The sequence below is a fragment of the Streptomyces sp. NPDC014623 genome (assembly GCF_043088245.1).
In the GTDB taxonomy this organism is placed as follows: Bacteria; Actinomycetota; Actinomycetes; order Streptomycetales; family Streptomycetaceae; genus Streptomyces.
In genome coordinates this window covers 30,088-50,721 of the sequence record NZ_JBIBZU010000012.1, presented here as the reverse complement: position 1 = coordinate 50,721, position 20,634 = coordinate 30,088, and the positions used below count along the sequence as shown (strand labels likewise).

Here is a 20,634-nt window from a genome sequence, read left to right as displayed (position 1 = left end):
CATGGCGGGCTCGCGGACACGACCGCGACCGGCACCGCAGGAGGACAGGGGAGGAACGGCTGCGGCTCGCCGCCGAGGTCCTGCCGGTGCGGCCTCAGTGCTCGTGCGTCCCGGCCGGGCCTGCCGCGTGGTGCGGCGGGTCGTACCCCGGGACGGTGCCGTCCGCCTTGGCGACGAGCAGCAGACCGGCCATCCCCATGTCGGAGTGACTCTGGACATGGCAGTGGTACATCCATGCCCCGGCCCCCACCTGTTCTCCCGCGATGATCTGGAAGCCGAAGGAGTCGGCGGGCCCGCAGATCTTCGTGTCGATCACACGGCTGGGGTCGTCGGGGCCGGTGAGCAGGCCCGTCCTGTTGTCCGCCCAGCGGTGCCCATGGATGTGGAACGTGTGGTAGTACTCACCGTGCGTGATCATCACGACCTCGACCCGGTCGCCCACGGTGGCCTCGAAGTTCGGACTCTCGTGGGCCGCCCTGTTGTTGATGGTCATGTCGTTGAAGACGATCGTGATCGTCCTGTCGGGCAGGACATCGCCCTTGCGGCGTACGACGAGCGGCCCGTACAGGCCCTTGCGGATGCCGCCCGTGCCGTGGTCCGTGCCGACGACGTGGTCGTGGTAGTGCCAGTAACCGGCGCTGCCCTCCTGCCAGGTGCCGTCCTTGCGGCGGCCAGGTCTGTGGGTGCGCCAGGTGTACGTGCGGGTGCCGCCGGGTTCGACATGACTGCGGTTCATCCGGGTGCCGTCGCTCGCGATGTCGTAGTCGACGCCGTGGACATGGAGGCTGGCGTCGACGTCCGTGGTGTTCTCGAACTCGATGTGCAGCGTGTCGCCCTCGGTGATCTCGATGAGCGGTCCGGGAATGGACGCCTTGCCCTTCTCGAAGCCGTAACCGAGCTGACCGTCCGCCAGTTTCTCGGCGTACAGCTTGAGATGGCGGACAGCTCCTCCGGCGGGTGCCGTCCTCGCCGGGCTTTCCGCGGAGGCGGCCTGCACCGCGCCGAGCGACATCGATGTCACGCCGGTGGCAGCCGCCACTCCCCCGCCCACCAGCATCCTGCGGCTGAAGGTCCTTCGGTCCATGTCGAACTCCCCACTGCGAGAGGGAAACTGACGTGCTGCTCCCCTGGACGGCCCACACGGTAGCCGGGGGCCGTTGGTTTATCCACACTCAGGACAAAGTTCGTTCGATTGCTGCCATACCTATTGGCGAGTCACGAAAAGAGGTCTAGCTTCGTGCGCTGTCGCAGTGACCACCAAGGCGCGGTGACGAGTGAAGTGACCAGAGGAGTGACCAAGAGGGGTGGGTGACCACATGCAGCGCACACCACATCACAGGTCCAGATCGCACCGCGGCATCGCGGCGGCCGCGGCGGCAGGCGCTCTGACCGCGTCCCTGCTGGGCGGCAACGCGGCCACCGCCAGCCCCTATCCGGAGCCAGGGCTGAAGGAGCGGATGGTGACAACGATGTCTCTTCCCTCGCCTCCCGGCGGGGCCGACGTCAAGGTGCTGGTGTTCCACGCCTCGGCGGGCGAGGAGCCGCCCACTGTGGACGCGGGCATCGCGGCCATCGAGAAGATCGGGCTCAGCGGCCCGGAGGCCGGACGCTTCGAAACCGTCGCCACCGACGACGCCGGGGTCTTCACCAACGGCAGGAGGCTCGGCAAGTTCAACGCGGTCGTCTTCCTGACCGGCGGTGGCGATGTGCTCGATCCGGAGCAGGAGGCGGGTCTGGAGGCGTACATGGAGGCCGGAGGAGGATTCCTCGGCATCCACGACGCGGCCCGCGCCGAACCGTATTCCGACTGGTTCACCGGTCTGGTGGGCGCGCGTCCGGCGGCGGACAGCCCGACGGCCGTCCAGCGCGCCACCGTGGAGATCGGCGACCGGCAGCACCCGGCGACGAAGAACCTCCCGCTGGAGTGGAAGCGACCGGACAAGTGGCTGAACTGGAAGGACAACCCGTCCGGCGACGTGCACACCGTGGCCCGTGTCCGCGAGCTCACCTACACGCCGGGGAAGAGCGCCAACGGCTGGGACCACCCGGTCTCCTGGTGCCGTGACTACGACGGCGGCCGCTCCTTCTACACCGCCATGGGCGGTACGGCGGCCGGCTTCGCCGAGACCGACTTCAGGGATCATCTGCGCGGGGCGCTGGCCTGGACGAGCCGCATCTCGCAGGCCGACTGCAGGGCCACCATCGACTCCAACTACACGGCCGAGCGGCTCACCCAGCCCAACCAGCCGGGGCAGAACGACCAGATCGGCGAACCTCACGGCCTGGTGACCGCGAAGGACGGGCGGGTCTTCTACATCGGGCGTGGCGGCACGGACAGCAGCGTGCCGGTGGTCACCGACTGGAACGACCCGGACGTCGGCAGGGGTGAGGGCGAGATCCATGTGTATGACCCCTCCACCAAGAAGGCCACCCTCGCCGGAAAGCTGAGCGTCTTCGGCAACAAGGGCGGCGGCGACGAGCTGGTCAAGGTGGAGGAGGGACTGCTCGGCATCGAGCTGGACCCGGACTTCGCCACGAACGGCTGGGTGTATCTGCACTACACCCCGCACGCGAAGATCGACCGTGACAAGCGGATGGCGGTGCGCCAGGTCTCGCGCTTCGCCTTCGACCACGCCACGAACAAGCTGGACCTGGCGTCCGAGAAGGTGCTGCTGGACTGGCCGGTCCAGATCCACAGCTGCTGCCACGCGGGCGGCGGGATGGCCTGGGACTCGAAGGAGAACCTCTACATCGCGACCGGTGACAACAACTCCTCCGGCTTCAGCGACGGTTATTCGGGCAACAACCCGCGGCCGAACTACAAGGGCGTGTCCTTCGCGGACGCCCGCCGCACCGCGGGCAACACCAACAACCTCAACGGCAAGATCCTGCGGATCCACCCCGAGGACGACGGTACCTACACCCTGCCCGCGGGCAACCTCTTCACCGGCAAGGAGCCGGACGAGGGCGGCGGCAAGACCCGTGGCGAGATCTATGTGATGGGTGTGCGCAACCCGGCCCGCATCTCCGTCGACACGTCGACCGACACGCTCTACGCGGGCTGGGTCGGCCCCGACGCGGGTGCTCCCAGCACCACCTGGGGTCCCGCCAAGTACGACACGTTCGCGGCGATCACCGAGGCCGGCAACCACGGCTGGCCGTACTGCATGGGCAACAAGCAGCCCTACCGGGACCGCAACCTGCCGGACCCGTCCGAGCCGCTCGGCTGGTACGACTGCGACGCTCCCAGGAACGAGTCGCCGAACAACGACGGCCTGGTCGACCTGCCGCCGGTGACCGGCAACACCATCTGGTACTCGCCCCAGGGCGGCGGCGTCGACTACCCGCGCGACGCGGACGGCGTCCCGAGCTACGAGGTGGAGGACCAGAAGGAGCTCCTGCCCTGGCTCAAGGGCGGCGGCCAGGCCACGATGAACGGCCCGGTCTACCGCTACGACGCGGTGAGCACGAGCGAGGCCAAGTGGCCGGCGTACTGGGACGGGAAGTGGTTCGTCGGTGACTTCTACGACGACACCCAGCCGCGTCACGCCGTGCTGACCGACCCGAAGACGGTCGGCAAGGGCGGCCTGCCCACCCACGCCGAGTCGCTGAAGAAGATCATCCCGGTCGGCGCGGACGGCATCCGCAACCTGATGGACTGGAAGTTCGCCCCGGACGGATCGCTCTACGTCCTGGACTACGGGCGGGGCTTCTTCACCTCCGACTCCAAGTCCGCGCTGTGGCGCGTGACGTACAAGGGCGGCGGCCCGACCCCGGCCGCCGCGGACCTGGCCAGGAAGGCGGCAGCGCAGTGAGACACCCTTCACTCCTCGCGCGACGGCGGTACGGGCCCGCCCGGTGGTGGCTCGCCCTGCTCGGTTCGTTCCTGATGGTCCTGGGGCTGGCGTCGACCGCGGCGTACGGCCGCGACGACGACCGGGCGGCGGCAGCGGCCGGCCAGGTCCTCACCTGGACCGCCGGCGATCCCATCGACCACTATCTGACGGCCCCCGAGACCGCGGTGGCCGGAGCCGCGACCATCGTCTTCGAGAACAGTGAGGCGACGGGCAACACGACGAGCATGCCGCACACGCTGACGTTCAGCGTCTCGGACCCGGAGTACAACAGCGACGTCCAGGTGAACATCCTGGCCAACCCCGGTGACAGCGCGGGCGGCAAGCACAGCGTCGAGGTCACCCTCACCCCCGGAAAGTACTTCTACCACTGCACCATTCCGGGCCACGGTTCGATGCAGGGCGTTCTCACCGTGACCGAAGGCGGCGGCGAGGACACCACCGCTCCCGAGACGTCGGCGACGGTGGACGGTGACAGGAACGCCGACGGCGCGTACATCGGCCAGGCATCCGTGACCGTGGCGGCGACCGACGCGGGATCAGGCGTCGGAACCGTCGAGTACGCGCTCGGGGCGGACGGCGCCTGGCAGCCGTACACCGCACCCGTCGTGGTGAACGAGGTGGGGACCCACACCGTCCGCTACCGCGCCACCGACAGGTCCGGCAACACGGCGGCGGAGAAGTCCGTCGGCTTCGCGGTCGCCGCACCGCCCACGGATGACGGGACCCCGCCGGAGACCTCGGCGACCGTGGCGGGTGAGAAGGACGACGCGGGTGCCTATCTCGGCATGGCCACGGTCACGGTGACCGCGTCCGACACCGGGTCCGGCGTCAACACCATCGAATACGCGCTCGGGGCGGACGGCGCCTGGCAGCCGTACACCGCACCGGTGATGGTGCACGAGGTGGGGACCCACACCGTCCGCTACCGCGCCACCGACAGGTCCGGCAACACGGCGGCGGAGAAGTCCGTCGGCTTCACCGTCGTCGAACCGCCGTCGCAGGACAAGACCCCGCCGGTGACCTCCGTGGTGGTGGCGGGCGACAAGAATTCGGACGGCGCGTTCATCACCAGCGCCGAGGCCACGGTCACCGCCGTCGACTCGGACTCGGGCGTGGACAAGATCGAGTACTCCCTCGACGGCGGCCCGTACCTGGCCTACTCCTCCGCCGTCGTCATCGACCGCGTCGGCCGCCACACCCTCGCCCACCGGGCGACGGACAGGGCGGGCAACACCTCCGAGGCGAAGCAGACCTCGTTCACCATCGCCGAGAGCGGCGGTGTACCGGCCCCCAACTGCCCTGAGCACGACGAACGGCTCACCGTCATCGTCGGCACGGTCGACACGGGTGTTCCCAACCGGCTCACCGGCAACCGCTGCACGGTCAACGAGCTCATCGAGGACGAGAAGGACTGGTCCTCCCACGCGCTCTTCCTCAAGCACGTCGACAAGGTCCTGGACAAGCTGCTCACCGACGGGGTCCTCGACACCCGGGAGCACAAGAAGGTCTACCGGGCGGCCAAGCAGTCCGGCATCGGCAAGCCGGGCCAGGACGAGGGCTACCGCAAGCTCTTCGACGGCACCGCCGAGTCCCTCGCCAAGTGGCAGCACGTCGGCGGCGGGCAGTTCGGGCTGAACGAGGAGGAGGGTTCGATCACCAGCTCCACCACGGTGGACGGCATGGGGATGCTGTGGTTCCCCGCCCGGCAGTACGGGGACTTCTCGCTGAAGCTCCAGTGGCGCGACGACGCCCCCGGGACGGGCAACGCCAACGGCGGAGTGTTCGTCCGCTTCCCCGACGTCCACGACCACCCGGAGGAGAGCCGCCCGGAGTGGGTCGCCATCAAGTACGGTCATGAGATCCAGGCCAACGACCGGCCCGACGGCGACATCTACAAGACCGGTTCCGTCTACGGGTTCGACAGGGTCGGGCTCGGTGGCGCCGGGGTCACCCCCAAGGGCACCTGGAACGACTACGAGATCCGGGTGGTGGACCAGCACTATTCGGTCTACCGCAACGGTGTCCTGATCAACGAGTTCGACAACAACGGCGGTCAGCTCTTCGAGCCGCCCCGGGGTGACGACCCGGGCACCGACGGCCGGCGGTACGCCTCCGGCTACATCGGGCTGCAGGTCCACGGTACCTCGGACGTGATCTCGTACCGCGACGTCCGTATCCAGGAGTTGTAAGGAGCGAGGCACACTCACGAGGCCGTGGCGGCATGCTCAGGCATGCGGTCACGGCCTCCCGGGTGTCGGTGGCGCCATACCCAGAAGACCGTGCACGAGACCAGCGACCAGGCCGCCAGGACCAGGAACGGAAAGGCGTACTGGTGTCCCTGGTAGTAGACCGCGGTGTGCTGGGCGTTGACCGAGGCGCCGGGGGGCAGCCAGCGTCCGATCTCGCCGAGCGCCGACGGCAGCAGCGGCCAGGACACCGCGCCACCGGACGAGGGGTTGCCCAGCAGCACCATCAGCCCCCAGGTCGGGAGCATCGCCCAGCGCCCCATGAGGGTGTTGAACATGGTGAAGACCATGCCCGAGGTGAACATCGTGAGGGACAGGATCAGCCAGGACTCGACGAACGGCAGATCAAGCGCACCGAGCAGCCAGTCCACCACCGCGGCGATCGCGAAACCGCCGAGCAGGGCGTAGGCGAGGGTGAAGAGGATCCGCTCGAACGGGTTGAGCGCTCGCGCGTGCACGCTGAGCTGGATGGCTCCGACGAATCCGATGATGACGGCGGCGAGCGAGATGTAGAAGAGTGCCAGCCCGCGCGGGTCGCCCTCCTGGAGCGGCTTGACGTCCGTGACCGTCACGGGGACACCGGTGGCCTCCGCGACCTCCGCCCCGGTCTCGGCGAGCAGTTGGGCGACCGTGGCCCCCGCTGCTCCGGCGATGTCCATGGCCACCCCGCGTCCGCCCGGCCGCAGGGTCACGAAGACCCTCTGCTCCTCCATCGCCCGGCGCGCCCCTGCGCGGGTGGCGTACGGGTGCAGCCGGAGAGAGGCGTCGAGGGCCTTCTCCATCCCCGCGATGAACTTCTCCCCGCCCCGCGCCTGGACGTCGCCGACCACCGCCGCGGGGATCCGGCGCGGTGTCGGATCGGCCATGGTGTAGGTGTACGACCCGGCGAACAGCCCTGCCGCGGCGGCAAGGATGAACAGCAGCACGAACGCGGGGACGTACGGCGACTGTCTGTACGACGCCCACTTCTCCGTCCGGGTCGGGGGCCTGCCGTGCGCCCCGTGCGCGGGAGGCCTGGTCCCGTCGTCGGTGCTCATGCGTCGCCCCCCTCGTGCCGGGCACGGCTGGGCTGCACACGCTTGGGTTCGCCGGGAGTCTTCGGGTACTCCGGCGGATAGGGCAGGTCGCCGAGCCCGTACTCCTGTTCGTCGCGCCTCGCCAGCTCCAGCAACTGGTCGAGCCGGAACGCGTGGCCGTCCATGTCGGCGTGCAGGTCGCCCACCTCGGCGTAGCGTCCGGGCATGGTGCGGAGGTCGAAGTCGCGGGGTTCGGCGTCGTCGATCTCCTCCCAGCGGAGGGGGGCGGAGACCGGGGCGTGCGGGAACGGCCGTACGGAGTAGGCGGAGGCCATCGTGCGGTCGCGGGCCGTCTGGTTGTAGTCGAAGAAGATCCGCTCGCCGCGTTCCTCCTTCCACCAGGCGGTGGTCACCCGGCTCGGCATCCTGCGCTCCAGTTCCCGCCCCACTGCGATGGCGGAGCGCCTGACCTGGGTGAACGTCCACTCCGGGACGAGCGGGACGAAGACGTGGATGCCTCGCCCGCCGGAGGTCTTGGGCCATCCGCGCAGTCCGTGGTCATCCAGGACCGAGCGCAGTTCGTGGGCCGCTCTCACCGCATCGGCGTAATCGGTGCCGGGCTGCGGGTCGAGGTCGATGCGCAGTTCGTCGGGGTGGCCGGTGTCCGTCCTGCGCACCGGCCAGGGGTGGAAGGTCAGGGTGCCGAGGTTGACCGCCCAGAGGACGGCCCCCAGTTCCGTGGGGCACATCTCGTCGGCGTGCCGGCCGCTGGGGAACTCGATCCGGGCGGTGGGGATCCATTCGGGAAGGTTCTTCGGTGCCCGCTTCTGGTAGAAGAAGTCACCGTCGATCCCGTCGACGAAGCGCTGCAAGGTGGTGGGCCGCCCGCGCAGGGCGCGGAGGATGCCGGGTCCCACGGCCCGGAAGTAGTCGGCCACGTCCTTCTTGGTGTGGCCCCTCTCCGGGAAGTACACCTTCTCAGGGTTGGACAGCCGTACGGCCCGTCCGCCCACGTCCAGCTCCACCGCTGCTCCTGCTCCCATGTCGGACACCGTAGGACGGGGCCGCATATGCCGCATATCGGAGGACGCACTCCGTGCGGTGCGCGAGAATCGGCCCATGGACCTGCCGGTGATGCCTCCTGTGAAACCGATGCTCGCCAAGTCCGTGTCCGCCATTCCCCCCGGTATGCAGTACGAGGCGAAGTGGGACGGATTCCGGGCGGTCGTGCACCGGGACGGCGACGAGGTGGTGATCGGCAGCCGGACGGGGAAACCCCTCACCCGTTACTTTCCCGAGGTGGTCACCGCCGTGCGGGAGAACCTTCCGCCCCGCTGTGTGGTCGACGGTGAGATCGTCCTGCCGCACGAGGGACGGCTGGATTTCGGCCGGCTGAGCGAACGCATCCATCCGGCCGGTTCCCGGGTGCGGATGCTGTCCGAGCGGACGCCGGCCGGTTTCGTGGCCTTCGACATCCTCGCGCTGGACGACACGTCCCTGATGGCCACCCCGCAGGCCGAACGGCGGACGGTGCTGGAGAGGACCCTGGCCGGCTCCTCGCCCCCGGTCCATCTCGCCCCGTCCACCACGGACCCCGAACGCGCGCGGGAGTGGTTCGAGCGCTACGAGGGGGCGGGGCTCGACGGGGTGGTCGCCAAACCGCTCGATCTGCCGTACCAGCCGGACGCGCGCGTGATGTACAAGATCAAGCACGAGCGGACCGCCGACTGCGTGGTGGCGGGCTACCGCTCCCACAGGAGCGGGCCGGTGGTCGGGTCCCTGTTGCTCGGGCTGTACGACTCGCAGGGCACGCTGCAGCACGTAGGCGTGTGTGCCGCCTTCTCGATGAAACGGCGCGCGGAACTCCTGGACGAGCTGGACCCGTTGCGCATCGACCCCGCCGCACACCCGTGGGCGGCCTGGGCCGACGCGGCTGCGCACGGGAGGGCCCGGCTGCCGGGCGCCCCGAGCCGCTGGCCGGGCAGGAAGGACCCGTCCTGGACCGCTCTCGCGCCGGAGCGGGTCTGCGAGGTGGCGTATGACCACCTGGAAGGCGACCGTTTCCGCCACACCGCCCAGTTCCGGCGGTGGCGGCCGGACCGCACCCCTGCCGGCTGCACCTTCACGCAACTGGAGGAGGCGGTGCGGTACGACCTGTCCGAGGTGCTCGGCGCCGGCTGACCCGTCAGGCGCTGGGGGTGGGGCAGGGCTCGTCCGACGGGGTCTCCGTGGGATCGCTGCCCCCGGAGGGCGGGGTGCAGTCCGGGGCCGAGGTGCTGGGGTCCGGGTCGGGCGTGGTGGTGGGGTCCGGTGCCGTGGTGGGGCCGGGGGTGGGTGTCGGCTCCGCCGAACCGCTGCCGGTGGGACTGGGGCCCGGGACCGGGTCGGTGGGCATCGGCGAACCGCTGGGGTCCGGGCTTCCCGACTCCGGGGGTGTGGGGGTGGGAGAGGGGGTGGCGCTCGGCGGGGTCGGGGGAGACGGCTTGCCGCTGGGCTGCGGGCCGATGACGATGCCGCCACCGCCCGTGCCGGCGCCGCCCGTGCCGGGACGTCCGACCGGGGCCTTCGGCGCGTGCGCGCTCCCCGCACCGGGACTTTTCGGAAGCACGCCCCTGCCGTCGGCGACGGGGTGGGCGCCCTTGCGGTAGAACTCCAGCCAGGACAGGACCGTGCGCAGATAGGTGTCCGAGTGGTTGTAGCTGAGGACCGCCTTGTCCAGGTCGGCCGCCACGGACAGGTCGCGGGTCCCGGCGCAGAGGTAGTGGCCGGCGGCGAGAGCCGCGTCGGTGATGTTGCCGGGGTCCTTGCGCCCGTCGCCGTTACCGTCCTTGCCCCAGTGCGCCCAGGTGGACGGGATGAACTGCATCGGCCCGACGGCCCGGTCGTACCGGGTGTCGCCGTCGTACGCGCCGTCGTCGGTGTCCGGGATGTGGGCGAATCCCGCGCCGTTGAGGACCGGTCCGAGGATCGGGGTGACCGTGGTGCCCGCCGCGTCGACCCGCCCTCCTCTCGCGTGGCCGGACTCCACCTTGCCGATCGCCGCGAGTAACTGCCAGGGGAGGCGGCAGCCCGGGTCGGTGCGGCCGAGGACGCTCTGCGACTTGCGGTAGGCGGCGAGGACGGTGGCGGGGATGCCCGCCTCGGCCCAGGACTGCACGACGGCGGGGCCGGCGGGCTTCCTGCCGGCGTCCTTCGGCGGCTCGGGTGACCTCAGGGGCGGCAGCTCCGTGTGGTAGCTGTCGTCGTTCGGGACCTCGGTCCAGACGACGTCGTCCGATGCCACGCTCTTCAGGCCGCCGGCGGCGCTGCCGTCCGCGATCCCCGGGGCCTGGGACGCGGTGAGCGCCGCCATGGCGGCGACCGCGGTCGCCGTACCGCCGAGCCCGCGGCGCATGGTTCCGTTGAACCTCATGTCTCCTCCTTCTCCAGGGTCATCGCGTGAATGTGTCGATGGCGGCGATCCGCCAGGTGTCACCGCGGTGGACGGCGTCCACGGCGAACATGGCCGCCGCGTACGTCGTCTCCTCCTCCTTGCCGGTACGCGTGTTGCTCTGGTCGGCGAAGATCAGCAGCCTGGCCCGGTCACCGTCGAGCAGCTCGACGCCGCTCTGGGTGACGGTCGTGGTGAGGACGAGCTTCTGCTTCGGCGCCTGGGCGCGTACGTCGGCGAGCATGTCCTCGTGCTGCCGGACGGCCTTGCCGGTCAGGTGCTTCCGGGCGGCCGCGTCGGACTTCCCGGGTGAGGCGTAGTCGTAGGAGAAGACCGCGCCGACCGCCTCGCCGATCTGCCCCTTGACCTCGCTGGTCCGGCCGATGTCGGTCAAGGCCGTGTTCTGCCGGGCGGGTTCGTCGCGCAGCGTCCCGGCCGAGGCGAACGCCCAGACGGCGAAAGCGCCGAGGAGCAGTGTGGCGGCGCAGAGGATCGCGGGCAGCCGGATACGCAGACGGGGCAGTCGCCTGCGCGGGGCTCCGTCCCCGGTGGGCTTCTTCTCCGCGTCGGCCCCGTCCGCGACGGTTTCGTCCGCGGGGGCCGCTTCCGTCGCGGTCCGGTCCTCCGGCGTCTCGGGGTCCGGTCCGGGGCCCGCTTTCGTACGCGCCGGTGTGGTCGTGGCACCCACGGTGGCGAGCCGGCGGCGGCGGTTGACGAGGTGTCGGGTCGTCGACATGTTCGTGGTCCTCTCGAAGGCGGGGCGGTCGGGCGGGCTCAGCCGGCGGCGTTGCCGACGGGCGCCTGTCCGAGGGCGCTGAGCTTCCACCCGTCGGAGGTGCGGGTGAGCTGCCCGAGCATCCGGCTCTCCTTGGCGACGGGCTTGCCCTCGGGGGCGGTCACGGTCACCCGCAGTGCCACCATCACTCCGGCCTTGCCCGCCCGGTCGTCCAGTTCCGTCACCGCTCCGGACAGGATCTCGGCGGTGCTGACCGTCTTGGCCGCCTCGATCTGCTTGACGAACGCCTCCCTCCCGTCGACGAGTTGCTTGTGCAGGTCGCCGGTGGTGGAGTCCTCCCAGTTGTCGAGACCGGCGTCGAGCTTCGTGTGGTCGAGCGTGTTCATGTTCTGCACCGCCTGCTCCCCCGCCGCGAGCGCCGCGTCGCGTGCCTGTGCGTATGCCGCCGAGTCGTCGTGCCCCGCCTCGTAGCGCGACCAGCCGCCCCAGCCCGCTGCGACGGCCGCCACGGCCGTCAGCGCGACCGCTGCCGCCAGCAGAGGATTCCTCGTCCGTACCCGTGCCATCGGTGCTCTCCCCTACCTGGAGGTGATGTCGACGATCCGCCAGTGCCCGCCCCGCATTTCCGCGGTCACGGACAGCTGCGCAGCCGCCGTGGTGGCGGTCTTCCCCTCGCGCTCGTAGACCTGGTCGAGGAAGACGAGGAGGTGGGCGCTGCTGTCGCTGAGCCGGGTGACCCCGGTGCGGACGGCCTGGGTGGTGAGGGTCAGTTTCTGGTCCGCGGCCTGCTTCTCGACCTGGCCGAACAAGGACGCGTACTGCTGGAGCGCCCGGCCTGCGAGCAGTTGCTTCGCCGACTCCTTGGTGGCGGCGGTGGACCGCGGGTTGTACGAGAAGACCTTGCCCAGCGCGCTGCTCACGTCTCCGGCGACCCGGGTGGTCGCGGCGGAGTCGGTCAGGGCGCGGTTGGAGGTGGCGGGTGTGTCGCGCAACTGCCGGCCCTGGACGAACAGGGTGACGCCCACGCCCAGCAGAGCGAGGGCCAGCAATGCGGCCGCGGGCCGGATCCACCGCCGCCGGGCGGAGGCGTCCTCCGGTCCGGGATGCGGTTCGGGCCGGAGGCCCGGCTGGACCGTCGCTGTTCCCGTGCTCGCGTTCATGAGCCGCTCCCGACCGGTAGCGCGTCAAGCGCCTTGATCTTCCAGCCGTCCCCGGTCCGGGCGAGCGTCGCCTCGAAGCGCTTGCGCTCCGTACCGCCCTTGCCGGTGCGCGGGGTGACCTCGACGTCGACGGTCGCGATGAGTGCCGCCGTGCCGGCCCGGTCGTCGAGCGCGGTGAGTGCGGCGTCGGTGACCTTGCCGCGCGCGGTGGCTCCGGACTCGGTGAGCTCGCCCTCGTCCTTCTTCCGGGTGTTCTCCAACTGGTCGTGCAGCGGCCCGGTCGAGGCGTCGAGCCAGTTCGTGAGGCCGGACTCGACGCTCGCGGCGTTCTTGCCGTCCATGCTCGTCAGCCGGGTGAGGTGCCGCTTGCCGTCGGCGAGCGCGGCGTCGCGGCTCTTCGCGTACGCCAGTGTGCCGTCACCCCGTGCCTGGGCGTACGACCAGGTGCCGAGCGCGCAGACCAGGACTGCTGCGAGCAGTGCGGCCCAGCCGAGCCCTGTCCTCGTACGGTTGTTCATGAGCCGTCTCCCAGGCCGAGCAGTCCGGCCATGCCCTCGGCCTGTGGCGTGGCGGTGCCTCCGGTGGCGCCGGGTGCGCCCGGGAGGAGGCCCGAGCCCGGTTTGAAGGGCTGGGGCACGGGGCCTCCCTTCGGGGCGTTCGCGCTGCCGCGGACGTTGATGCCGCTGCCCGGCGAGGAGGCGCAGCGGGCCTTGGTGTTGACTGCGGGGGCCTTCGAGAGGTCGGTGCCGGTGCGGTAGGCGGTGGAGCCGTATCCGGCGGTGCAGGGCAGCGGTTCGAAGAAGGTGACCGACATCCCGAACCTGGCCCCGTCCCCGTCGATCGCGCTCGCGCCGGCCGCTGCGACGGCCGGGACCTTCACCAGGAGTTCCTCCAGTCCGCGCTGCCGGGTCACGGCGACCTCCGAGGTGGTGAGGAGGTTGGCGACGACCACGCCGAAGGCGGGATCGAGGTCGCGGAGCAGTCCACTGATCTGTTCGGTGGCGTCGGGTGCCGCGGCGATGAGCCGGCGCAGGTCGGTGTCGGAGCCCTTGAGTTCGGCGGCGAGTTCCTCGGCGCCGGAGGCGAACCCCTTGAGCGCTTCGCCCTGTTCGACCTGGGTACGCAGCACGGTCTTGCCGTCGGCCATCAGTTTCGTGGTGGTCGGCAGGGCCTCGTCGGCGGCCTGGACGAATTCGCTGCTGGTGTCCAGCAGGACCTGGAGGTCGTCGCCGCGCCCGTTGAACGCCGTGCCGAATTCGTCGACGACCGTACGCAGGGCTTCCGTGTCGACTGAGGCCGTCAGGTCGTTGACGCTGGTGAGGACGTCGGTGACGGGTGCGGGGATGGTGGTGTCGGCCTGGTCGATGACCGAGCCGTTCTCCAGGAAGGGGCCGTCCGAGCGGGTGGGCCGCAGGTCGATGTACTGCTCGCCGACCGCGGAGAGGCTGGCGACGACGGCCTGCAGGCTGTCGGGGATGCTCGGCGCGTCCTTCTGGATGCGCAGTTCGGCCTCGACGCCGTCGTCGGTGAGCTCGATCGGGCCGACCCTGCCCACGGAAACGCCCCGGTAGCTGACGTTGGAATGGGTGAACAGGCCGCCTGTCTGCGGGAGTTGCACCTTGACGGTGTAGTAGTCGCGCAGTCCGACGTAGTGGCCGAGGTCGGCGTACCGCACGCCCAGGAAGCCGAGGACGAGTACGGCGATGACGAGGAAGGCGATGTTCTTGAGCCTGATGGCAGGAGTGATCATCAGCGGGTGCCCTCCGTTACCGGTGTGGTGACCGAGGGGAGCGGCAGGGGCAGTGCCGCCCCCGGCTTCTTCTGGGTCCCGGATGTCTCGGGCGGGGTGAGCGCGGGGATGACCTGGGTGCCGGGCGCGGCCGTGAGGTCCAGGTAGACGTTGAGGTAGTCGCCCTTCACACCACGGAGCACCTCGTCGGTGAACGGGTAGGTGAGCAGTACCTGGAGGGAGTCCGGCAGGTCGTTCCCGGAGTCGGCCAGTGCGGTGAGCGTGGGCGCGATGGCCTTGAGGTCGGCGATCATGTCGGCCTTGCTCTTGTTGATCGTGTCGACGGCGACGGTGGAGAGCGTGTCGAGCGAGCGCAGCATGGTGAGGAGCGAGCCGCGCTGCTTCTCCAGGACCTTCATGCCGGGACTGAGCCCGGTGAGGACCGTACCGACGTCCTGTTTGCGGGTGGCGAGGGTGGCGGAGAGCCGGTTGACGCCGTCGAGCGCCTGGGTGATGTCCTCCTTGTGGTCGTCCAGGTCGGTGACGAGCGTGTCGACCCGCTTCAGCATCGAGCGGATCTCGGGTTCCTGTCCGGCGAGGGCCTTGTTGAGCTCGGTGGTGATGGTCTTGAGCTGGGCGACCCCGCCCCCGTTGAGGAGCATCGACAGGGCGCCGAAGACCTCTTCGACCTCCGGGTTGCGGTTGGTGCGGGCGAGCGGGATCCGGTCGCCGTCCGTGAGGGCGCCCTGTGCGGTGCCGGCGCTCGGGGGTGAGAGCTGGACGAACTTCTCGCCGAGGAGGCTGGACTGTTCGAGGTGGGCGTAGGCGTTGGCAGGCATCCTGATCTTCCCGTTGACCCGCATGGTGACCCTGGCGGTCCAGCCGCCCGGGGTGAGGGAGATCTTGGTGACCCGGCCCACGGCCACGTCGTTGACCTTGACGGAGGACTGCGGGGCGAGGCTGAGGACGTCCCCGAACTCGGCGGTGATCTCGTACGGGTGGTCGCCGAGGTCGGCGCCGCCGGGCAGCGGCACCTGGTCGAGGCCTGAGAACGACGGCAGGCCGACGGTCGTGGCGACGAGCACGAAGCCGACGCCGACGGCGACCAGGGCGCCGAGGCCCGTGACCGCACGGGTGCCGGGTTTACGCGGGGCGCGGCTCATGGGGTCGCCTCCTTCTTCTCGTCCGTCCCGGTCTTCCTCGTCCCGGTCTTCTCCGGGGTGCCGTAGACGGTGCCGACGGCGGGCAGCGGCAGGGCGGGCAGTTCCTTCTGCCGGGCGGTGTCCGCGGGCGTCAGCCCGCTGAGGCCCGAGGCCGCGGGCCCGGACCGGGTGAGCGGCCCGCCCATCGACAGCTCGTTGAGGTTGGTGCGCCCGTTGAGGGTGCGGTTGGCGGGGTCGTAGGCGTTGAGGACGTTGCCCGCCGCGAGCGGCAGCGTGTCGAGGGACTCGGCGAGCGAGGCGCGCTGGTCGACCAGGGTCTGGGTGAGCGGCACCAGGAGGTCCACGTTCTCCTTGAGGGCGCCGCGGTTGTTCTGGATGAAGGTCTTGACCTGGCCGAGCGCCTTGCCCAGCTCCTTCAGGGCCGCGCTGAGGTTCTTCTTGTCGTCGGCGAGGAAGCCGGTGACGGAGTTCAGCTGCTGTTCGGCGGCCCGCACGTCGCCGTCGTTGTCCTTCAGCATCGTGGTGAAGGACTGCAGGTAGGAGAGTGTGTCGAAGAGGTTCCCGCTGCTCCTGTCGAGTGTCTTCGTCGCCTTGCCGAACTGTTCGATGGAGTCCCCGATGGCCTTGCCGTTGCCGTCGAGGTTCTTCGCCCCGGTGTCGAGGAGTGCCGCGAGCGCCCCGTCCTTGTTGGCGCCCTCCGGGCCGAGGGCCGTGGAGATCTCGGTGATGGACTCGTACAGCTGGTCGACCTCGATGGGGGTGGCGTTGTTCGCGGCGGGGAGTACGGCGTGGTTCTCGAGCCGCGCTCCCCCGGTGTAGGCCGGCGCGAGCTGTACGTACCGGTCGGCGACCAGGCTGGGGGCCACGACGACGGCGTGTGCCTCCTTGGGGACCTTGACGTCCTTGTCGAGCCGCAGGACGACCCTGACCTCCTCGCCGTGCGGCTCGACGGACTCGACGGTGCCGACCTTCACGCCGAGGATCCGCAGGTCCGAGCCGGCGTAGACGCCCGTGGCCTGGTCGAAGTAGGCGGTGACGGTGGTCTTCCCCCGGTCGTCCAGCGCCATGACGCCCGAGGTGGCGGCGACCGCCACGACGGCGAGCCCGGCACCGATCCCGGTGACGCGTGTACGTCTCATGTCAGCGCCCTCCCTGCTTCGGTGGCATGCAGTCGCCGTTGGCGGGGGGTGTCCCCTCGGGCAGGTAGTTCTTGGGGACGACGCCGCAGACGTAGTTGTCGAACCAGCGGCCGTTGCCGAGGGTGTTGCCGACGAGGCGGTTGTAGGACCCGGCCATGGAGAGCACCTCGTCGAGGCTCTTGCGGTTCTTCACCAGGACCGTGGTCACCCTTCCGAGCGAATCGAGGGTGGGTTTCAGCTGCTTGTTGTTGTCCGCGACGAGCCCGGTGAGCTGGATGCCGAGGCTCCGGGTGCCGGTGAGCAGCAGGTGGATGGAGTCGCGGCGTGCCTGGATCTCGCCGAGAAGCAGGTTGCCGTCCTCGAGGAGGGTCTCGAAGCTGCTCTTCTTGTTCGCGAGCGTCCTGGTGAGCTGCTTGCTGCCCTTGAGGAGGGTGGCGAGCTGGGCGTCACGCTCGGAGACCGTCTTCGACAGCGCGGACAGCCCGTTCGCGGCGCTGCGCACGTCGGGCGGTGAGTCCTTGAAGGTCTCGGAGATCGTCTCGAAGCTCTTGGCGAGCTGGTCGGTGTCGATCTCGTCGATCGTCTCGCCGAGTCCGTCGAACGCCTGGGTGACGTCGTACGGGGAGGTGGTGCGGCTCGTCGTGATGCGGGAGTCCGGGTCCTGCTCGGCGGTGCCGAGCGGGTCGACCGCCAGATACTTGTCGCCCAGGAGCGTCTTGATGGCGATGCCCACGGTGGACGAGTCGCCGATCCAGGCGTCCTTGACCTTGAAGTCCACCTTCACCTTGGCACCGTCGAGCGTGACGCCGGTGACCTCTCCGACCTTCACTCCGGCGATCCGCACCTCGTCGCCCTCGTCGAGGCCGGCGGATTCGGTGAAGTCGGCGCTGTAGGTGGTGCCGCCGCCGATGAAGGGCAGTGCGTCGGAGCGGTAGGCGGCGAGGCCCAGGAGGGCCAGGACGAGGAGGCCGACGAAGCCGATGGTGACGGGGTTGCGGTCCCTCACGGGTCTGATTCTCATGCCTGGCACCTCGGTTGGCCGATCGTGACGCCGGTGGGCGGCGCGCTGCCGTCCTCGGTCGTCACTCCGCTGACCCTGGCTTCGCAGAGGTAGAGGTTGAGCCATGACCCGTACGAGGTGAGGCGGGTGATGGCCTCCATCTTGGCCGGGGTCTTCTGCAGGAAGCTCTCGATCGTGGGGGCGTTCTTGTCCAGCTGGCCGGTGAGCCGTCCGAGCTGGGCGATGTCCTCCTTGAGCGGCTTGCGCCCGTCCTCGAGGAGGCCGGCGGTGACGGTGGTGAGCGCGCCCATCGCCGTGACCGCCTCACCGAGCGGTTTGCGGTCGCCGGAGAAGCCCGTGACGAGCTTCTGCAGAGTGACGACGAGGTCGTTGAAGCCCGCCTCCCGGTCGTTGACGGTCTTCAGGACCGTGTTGAGGTTCTTGATCACCTCGCCGATCACCTTGTCCTTGGCCGCGACGGTGCCGGTCAGCGATCCGACGTGGGCGAGGATGCTGTCGACGGTGCCGCCCTCGCCCTGGAGGACCTGGACGATCGAGCCGGCGAGCTGGTTGACGTCCGGTGGTGACAGCCCTTCGAAGAGCGGCTGGAAGCCGTTGAAGAGCTGGGTGAGGTCCAGCGCGGGCGTGGTGCGCGAGAGCGGGATGGTCGATCCCGACCTGAAGCTCTCGCCGACGGGCCCGGCGCCCTGGTCGAGGTCGATGTAGCGCTGGCCGACCATGTTGAGGTACTTGATCGACGCGGTCACCGAGGCGGGCAGCTTGCGGCCCTTGCGGACGGCGAAACCGACCTCGGCCTCCCGCTTGTCGGCGACCTCGACGGATTCGACCTGACCGACCTTGACACCGGCGATCCGGACGCTGTCGCCGACGACGAGGCCGGTCGCGTCCGTGAACCGCGCCTTGTACGAAGTGGTGTCACCCACGCTCGTGTCGGCGATGGACAGTCCCAGCACGGTGGTGGCCAGGGCCGTCACCACGACGAAGACGATCGACTTGACGAGGGGTCCCGCGAGGGAGCGACGCTTCACTTGAGCTTCACCTCCGCACCGCGGAAGGCCGGACCGATGAGCACGCTGCTCCAGTCGGGCAGGGCCTGCGGCTGGACTTTCAGGGAGGGGGCGACCAGCTCGTTGACGAGCCGGCTCTCCTCGGGTGAGTTGGGCATGCCGAGGGCGGTCTCGGCGGTGTCTGCGGTGTCGGTCTCCTGGACCTCCGCGGCGGGGCTGCTCCCCGTGGAGGAGGCGGTGCGGGCGTCGGCGGTCGGTACGGACCTGCCGGTGTAGGGCACCGAGTAGCAGTGGGGGCCGCCGGTCGCGCCGTAGGACGGGGTGTCCCTCCCCGCCACGTACTTGCCCTTGGACTCCACGGCCTTGACGGTGACGTGGAGACCCGGCTTGTCCGTGCCCTTGCCGAGCGCCTTGTCCATGGCGGGGACGAAGCCCGCCATGGTGCGCAGGGTGCAGGGGAAGGCGTCCGAGTACTCCGCGAGGAGTTCCAGCGTCGGCCGGCCCGAGGCGGAGAGGTGGATGAGGTTGTCCTTGTTCTTGCGCAGGAAGGAGGTGACGTCCTGGGCGGAGGCGGTGGTGGAGCCGTACAGGTCGGCGAGTTCCGCCTGCTGTTCGGCGATGGTGCCGCTCGTGGTGGTGAAGTCGGTGAGCGCGTCCAGGACGTCCGGCGCGGCGTCCGCGTAGAGGTGGCTTACCTTCACGAGTTCCTTGATGTCCTCGTTGAGAGTCGGGAGGTGCGGGTTGAAATCCTTGAGGTGGCCATCGAGGGCGACCAGCGTGTCGCCGAGCTTGTCACCGCGTCCTTCGAGCGCCTGGGACACGGCGTTGAGGGTGGCGGCGAGCTTCTCGGGCTTGACGGCGGTCAGCATCGGCAGGACGTTGTCGAGGACCTCCTCCAGCTCGATGGCGTTGGAGGAGCGGTCCTGCGGGATCACCGCGCCGGCCTGGAGGGTCCGCGTGGACGGGACGGGGGGAGGTACGAGGGCGACGAACCGCTCGCCGAAGAGGGTGGTGGGCAGCATCTGGGCGGTGACGTCGGCGGGGATCTCCCCGAGTCTGTCGGGCCGGATGGCGAGGGTCAGTCGCGCCCCGTCCCCGGCCGCCTGGATGTCGCGCACCTCTCCGATCACGACGCCGCGCAGCTTGACCTCGGCGTTGTCGTGCATCTCGTTGCCGACGCTCCCGGTGTGCACGGTCACGGTGGCGTCGTCCCTGAAGTCCTTCTCGTACACGGAGACCGACAGCCACACGAGCACGGCGGGCACGAGCACGAAGGCCACCCCCGCGGTTCTGCGGCGCGCTGTCTGCGCCTTGGAGGAATGCATCAGCCGGCCACCTTCACCGTTGTCGTCGCACCCCAGATGGCGAGCGAGAGGAAGAAGTCGGTGACGCTGATCAGCACGATGGCGTTACGCACCGACCGGCCCACGGCCACACCCACGCCGGCCGGACCGCCGGTGGCGTGGAAGCCGTAGTAGCAGTGGGCGAGGATCACCAGCACGCTGAAGATCAGCACCTTGAGCACCGACAGGAGCACGTCGTCCGGGGAGAGGAAGAGGTTGAAGTAGTGGTCGTAGGTGCCCGCCGACTGCCCGTTGAACAGGACGGTGATGTAGCGGGACGCCAGGTAGGAGGAGAGCAGCCCGATCGCGTACAGCGGGATGATCGCGACGACGCCGGCGATGATGCGCGTGGTGACCAGGTAGGGCATGGACCGGATGCCCATGGCCTCGAGGGCGTCGACCTCCTCGTTGATCCGCATCGCGCCGAGCTGGGCGGTGAAGCCCGCTCCGACGGTGGCGGAGAGGGCGAGGCCGGCGACGAGCGGGGCGATCTCACGCGTGTTGAAGTACGCGGAGATGAAGCCGGTGAAGGCGGAGGTGCCGATCTGGTCGAGGGCGGCGTAGCCCTGGAGGCCGACCACCGAGCCGGTGGCCAGCGTCATCGCGACCATCACGCCGATGGTGCCCCCGATGACACCGAGGCCGCCGCTGCCGAAGGCCACCTCGGCGAGCAGCCGCTGGACCTCCTTGAGATAGCGGCGCAGGGTGCGCGGGACCCAGAACAGGGCGCGCACGTAGAAGGTGAGTTGCTCACCCGAGCGGTCGAGCCAGCCCAGCATCGACATCG

Annotated in this window: 18 protein-coding genes; 3 read left to right on the top strand and 15 right to left on the bottom strand. The window is 69.9% G+C overall.

From position 1 onward, the window contains the following. Nucleotides 1-94: 94 nt before the first annotated feature. Entirely contained in the window at nt 95-1,084 is a 990-nt protein-coding gene (locus tag ACF1FZ_RS20125) for a multicopper oxidase domain-containing protein (protein ID WP_391774745.1), read from the bottom strand. A gap of 232 nt (nt 1,085-1,316) precedes the next feature. Between ACF1FZ_RS20125 and ACF1FZ_RS20120 the strand changes: the two genes are divergently transcribed. Both ACF1FZ_RS20120 and ACF1FZ_RS20115 read left to right on the top strand, forming a co-directional pair. Then, nucleotides 1,317-3,815, top strand: a complete 2,499-nt coding sequence (locus ACF1FZ_RS20120) for a ThuA domain-containing protein (RefSeq protein WP_391774744.1) — start codon at nt 1,317-1,319, stop codon at nt 3,813-3,815. Beyond that, the gene (locus tag ACF1FZ_RS20115; RefSeq protein ID WP_391774743.1) at nt 3,812-6,046 is read left to right on the top strand and encodes an OmpL47-type beta-barrel domain-containing protein; all 2,235 of its coding nucleotides are present in this window, start codon (nt 3,812-3,814) and stop codon (nt 6,044-6,046) included. Before ACF1FZ_RS20120 ends, ACF1FZ_RS20115 begins: the two co-directional genes overlap by 4 nt. Nucleotides 6,047-6,060: 14 nt before the next feature. Here ACF1FZ_RS20115 and ACF1FZ_RS20110 read toward each other — a convergent pair whose 3' ends face one another. Together ACF1FZ_RS20110 and ligD are read right to left on the bottom strand one after the other, a co-directional pair. After that, on the bottom strand, nt 6,061-7,140 hold the full coding sequence (locus ACF1FZ_RS20110) for an ABC transporter permease (protein WP_391774742.1): 1,080 nt from the start codon (nt 7,138-7,140) through the stop codon (nt 6,061-6,063). Further along, complete coding sequence (gene ligD, locus ACF1FZ_RS20105; RefSeq protein WP_391774887.1) at nt 7,137-8,144, bottom strand: non-homologous end-joining DNA ligase; 1,008 nt, start codon at nt 8,142-8,144, stop codon at nt 7,137-7,139. The genes ACF1FZ_RS20110 and ligD overlap by 4 nt, the downstream gene beginning before the upstream one ends. A 94-nt stretch (nt 8,145-8,238) precedes the next feature. On the opposite strand from ligD, the gene ACF1FZ_RS20100 reads away from it, so the two are divergent. After that, nucleotides 8,239-9,300, top strand: coding sequence for an ATP-dependent DNA ligase (locus tag ACF1FZ_RS20100; RefSeq protein WP_391774741.1), 1,062 nt, complete (start codon nt 8,239-8,241; stop codon nt 9,298-9,300). A gap of 4 nt (nt 9,301-9,304) precedes the next feature. Here the strand turns inward: ACF1FZ_RS20100 and ACF1FZ_RS20095 are convergent, their stop codons facing one another. The 12 genes from ACF1FZ_RS20095 to ACF1FZ_RS20040 are packed head-to-tail and all read right to left on the bottom strand — an operon-like array spanning nt 9,305 to nt 20,632. Continuing rightward, nucleotides 9,305-10,531: a lytic transglycosylase domain-containing protein gene (locus ACF1FZ_RS20095; RefSeq protein ID WP_391774740.1), complete on the bottom strand. Its 1,227-nt coding sequence runs from the start codon at nt 10,529-10,531 to the stop codon at nt 9,305-9,307. A 19-nt stretch (nt 10,532-10,550) separates the two neighbouring features. Then, the gene (locus ACF1FZ_RS20090) at nt 10,551-11,285 is read right to left on the bottom strand and encodes a hypothetical protein (protein WP_391774739.1); all 735 of its coding nucleotides are present in this window, start codon (nt 11,283-11,285) and stop codon (nt 10,551-10,553) included. Nucleotides 11,286-11,323: 38 nt separating this feature from the next. After that, complete coding sequence (locus ACF1FZ_RS20085) at nt 11,324-11,851, bottom strand: hypothetical protein (protein ID WP_391774738.1); 528 nt, start codon at nt 11,849-11,851, stop codon at nt 11,324-11,326. Between the two features lie 12 nt (nt 11,852-11,863). Continuing rightward, nucleotides 11,864-12,445 carry a hypothetical protein gene (locus tag ACF1FZ_RS20080; protein ID WP_391774737.1) on the bottom strand — a complete coding sequence of 194 codons (582 nt, stop codon included), beginning with the start codon at nt 12,443-12,445 and terminating at the stop codon, nt 11,864-11,866. Next, nucleotides 12,442-12,963 carry a hypothetical protein gene (locus tag ACF1FZ_RS20075; protein WP_391774736.1) on the bottom strand — a complete coding sequence of 174 codons (522 nt, stop codon included), beginning with the start codon at nt 12,961-12,963 and terminating at the stop codon, nt 12,442-12,444. Before ACF1FZ_RS20075 ends, ACF1FZ_RS20080 begins: the two co-directional genes overlap by 4 nt. Continuing rightward, on the bottom strand, nt 12,960-14,195 hold the full coding sequence (locus tag ACF1FZ_RS20070) for an MCE family protein (RefSeq protein ID WP_391774735.1): 1,236 nt from the start codon (nt 14,193-14,195) through the stop codon (nt 12,960-12,962). The genes ACF1FZ_RS20075 and ACF1FZ_RS20070 overlap by 4 nt, the downstream gene beginning before the upstream one ends. After that, nucleotides 14,195-15,337 (bottom strand): MCE family protein, encoded by a 1,143-nt coding sequence (locus ACF1FZ_RS20065; RefSeq protein ID WP_391774734.1) that lies wholly within the window; start codon nt 15,335-15,337, stop codon nt 14,195-14,197. Before ACF1FZ_RS20065 ends, ACF1FZ_RS20070 begins: the two co-directional genes overlap by 1 nt. Further along, a complete protein-coding gene (locus ACF1FZ_RS20060; RefSeq protein ID WP_391774733.1) occupies nt 15,334-16,476 on the bottom strand; it encodes an MCE family protein in 1,143 nt (380 codons plus the stop codon). The genes ACF1FZ_RS20065 and ACF1FZ_RS20060 overlap by 4 nt, the downstream gene beginning before the upstream one ends. A gap of 1 nt (nt 16,477) precedes the next feature. Further along, entirely contained in the window at nt 16,478-17,497 is a 1,020-nt protein-coding gene (locus ACF1FZ_RS20055) for an MCE family protein (protein WP_391774732.1), read from the bottom strand. Beyond that, nucleotides 17,494-18,525, bottom strand: coding sequence for an MCE family protein (locus tag ACF1FZ_RS20050; protein WP_391774731.1), 1,032 nt, complete (start codon nt 18,523-18,525; stop codon nt 17,494-17,496). The genes ACF1FZ_RS20055 and ACF1FZ_RS20050 overlap by 4 nt, the downstream gene beginning before the upstream one ends. Next, nucleotides 18,522-19,829 carry an MCE family protein gene (locus ACF1FZ_RS20045; RefSeq protein ID WP_391774730.1) on the bottom strand — a complete coding sequence of 436 codons (1,308 nt, stop codon included), beginning with the start codon at nt 19,827-19,829 and terminating at the stop codon, nt 18,522-18,524. Before ACF1FZ_RS20045 ends, ACF1FZ_RS20050 begins: the two co-directional genes overlap by 4 nt. Next, nucleotides 19,829-20,632, bottom strand: coding sequence for an MlaE family ABC transporter permease (locus ACF1FZ_RS20040; protein WP_391774729.1), 804 nt, complete (start codon nt 20,630-20,632; stop codon nt 19,829-19,831). Before ACF1FZ_RS20040 ends, ACF1FZ_RS20045 begins: the two co-directional genes overlap by 1 nt. Nucleotides 20,633-20,634 lie beyond the last annotated feature (2 nt).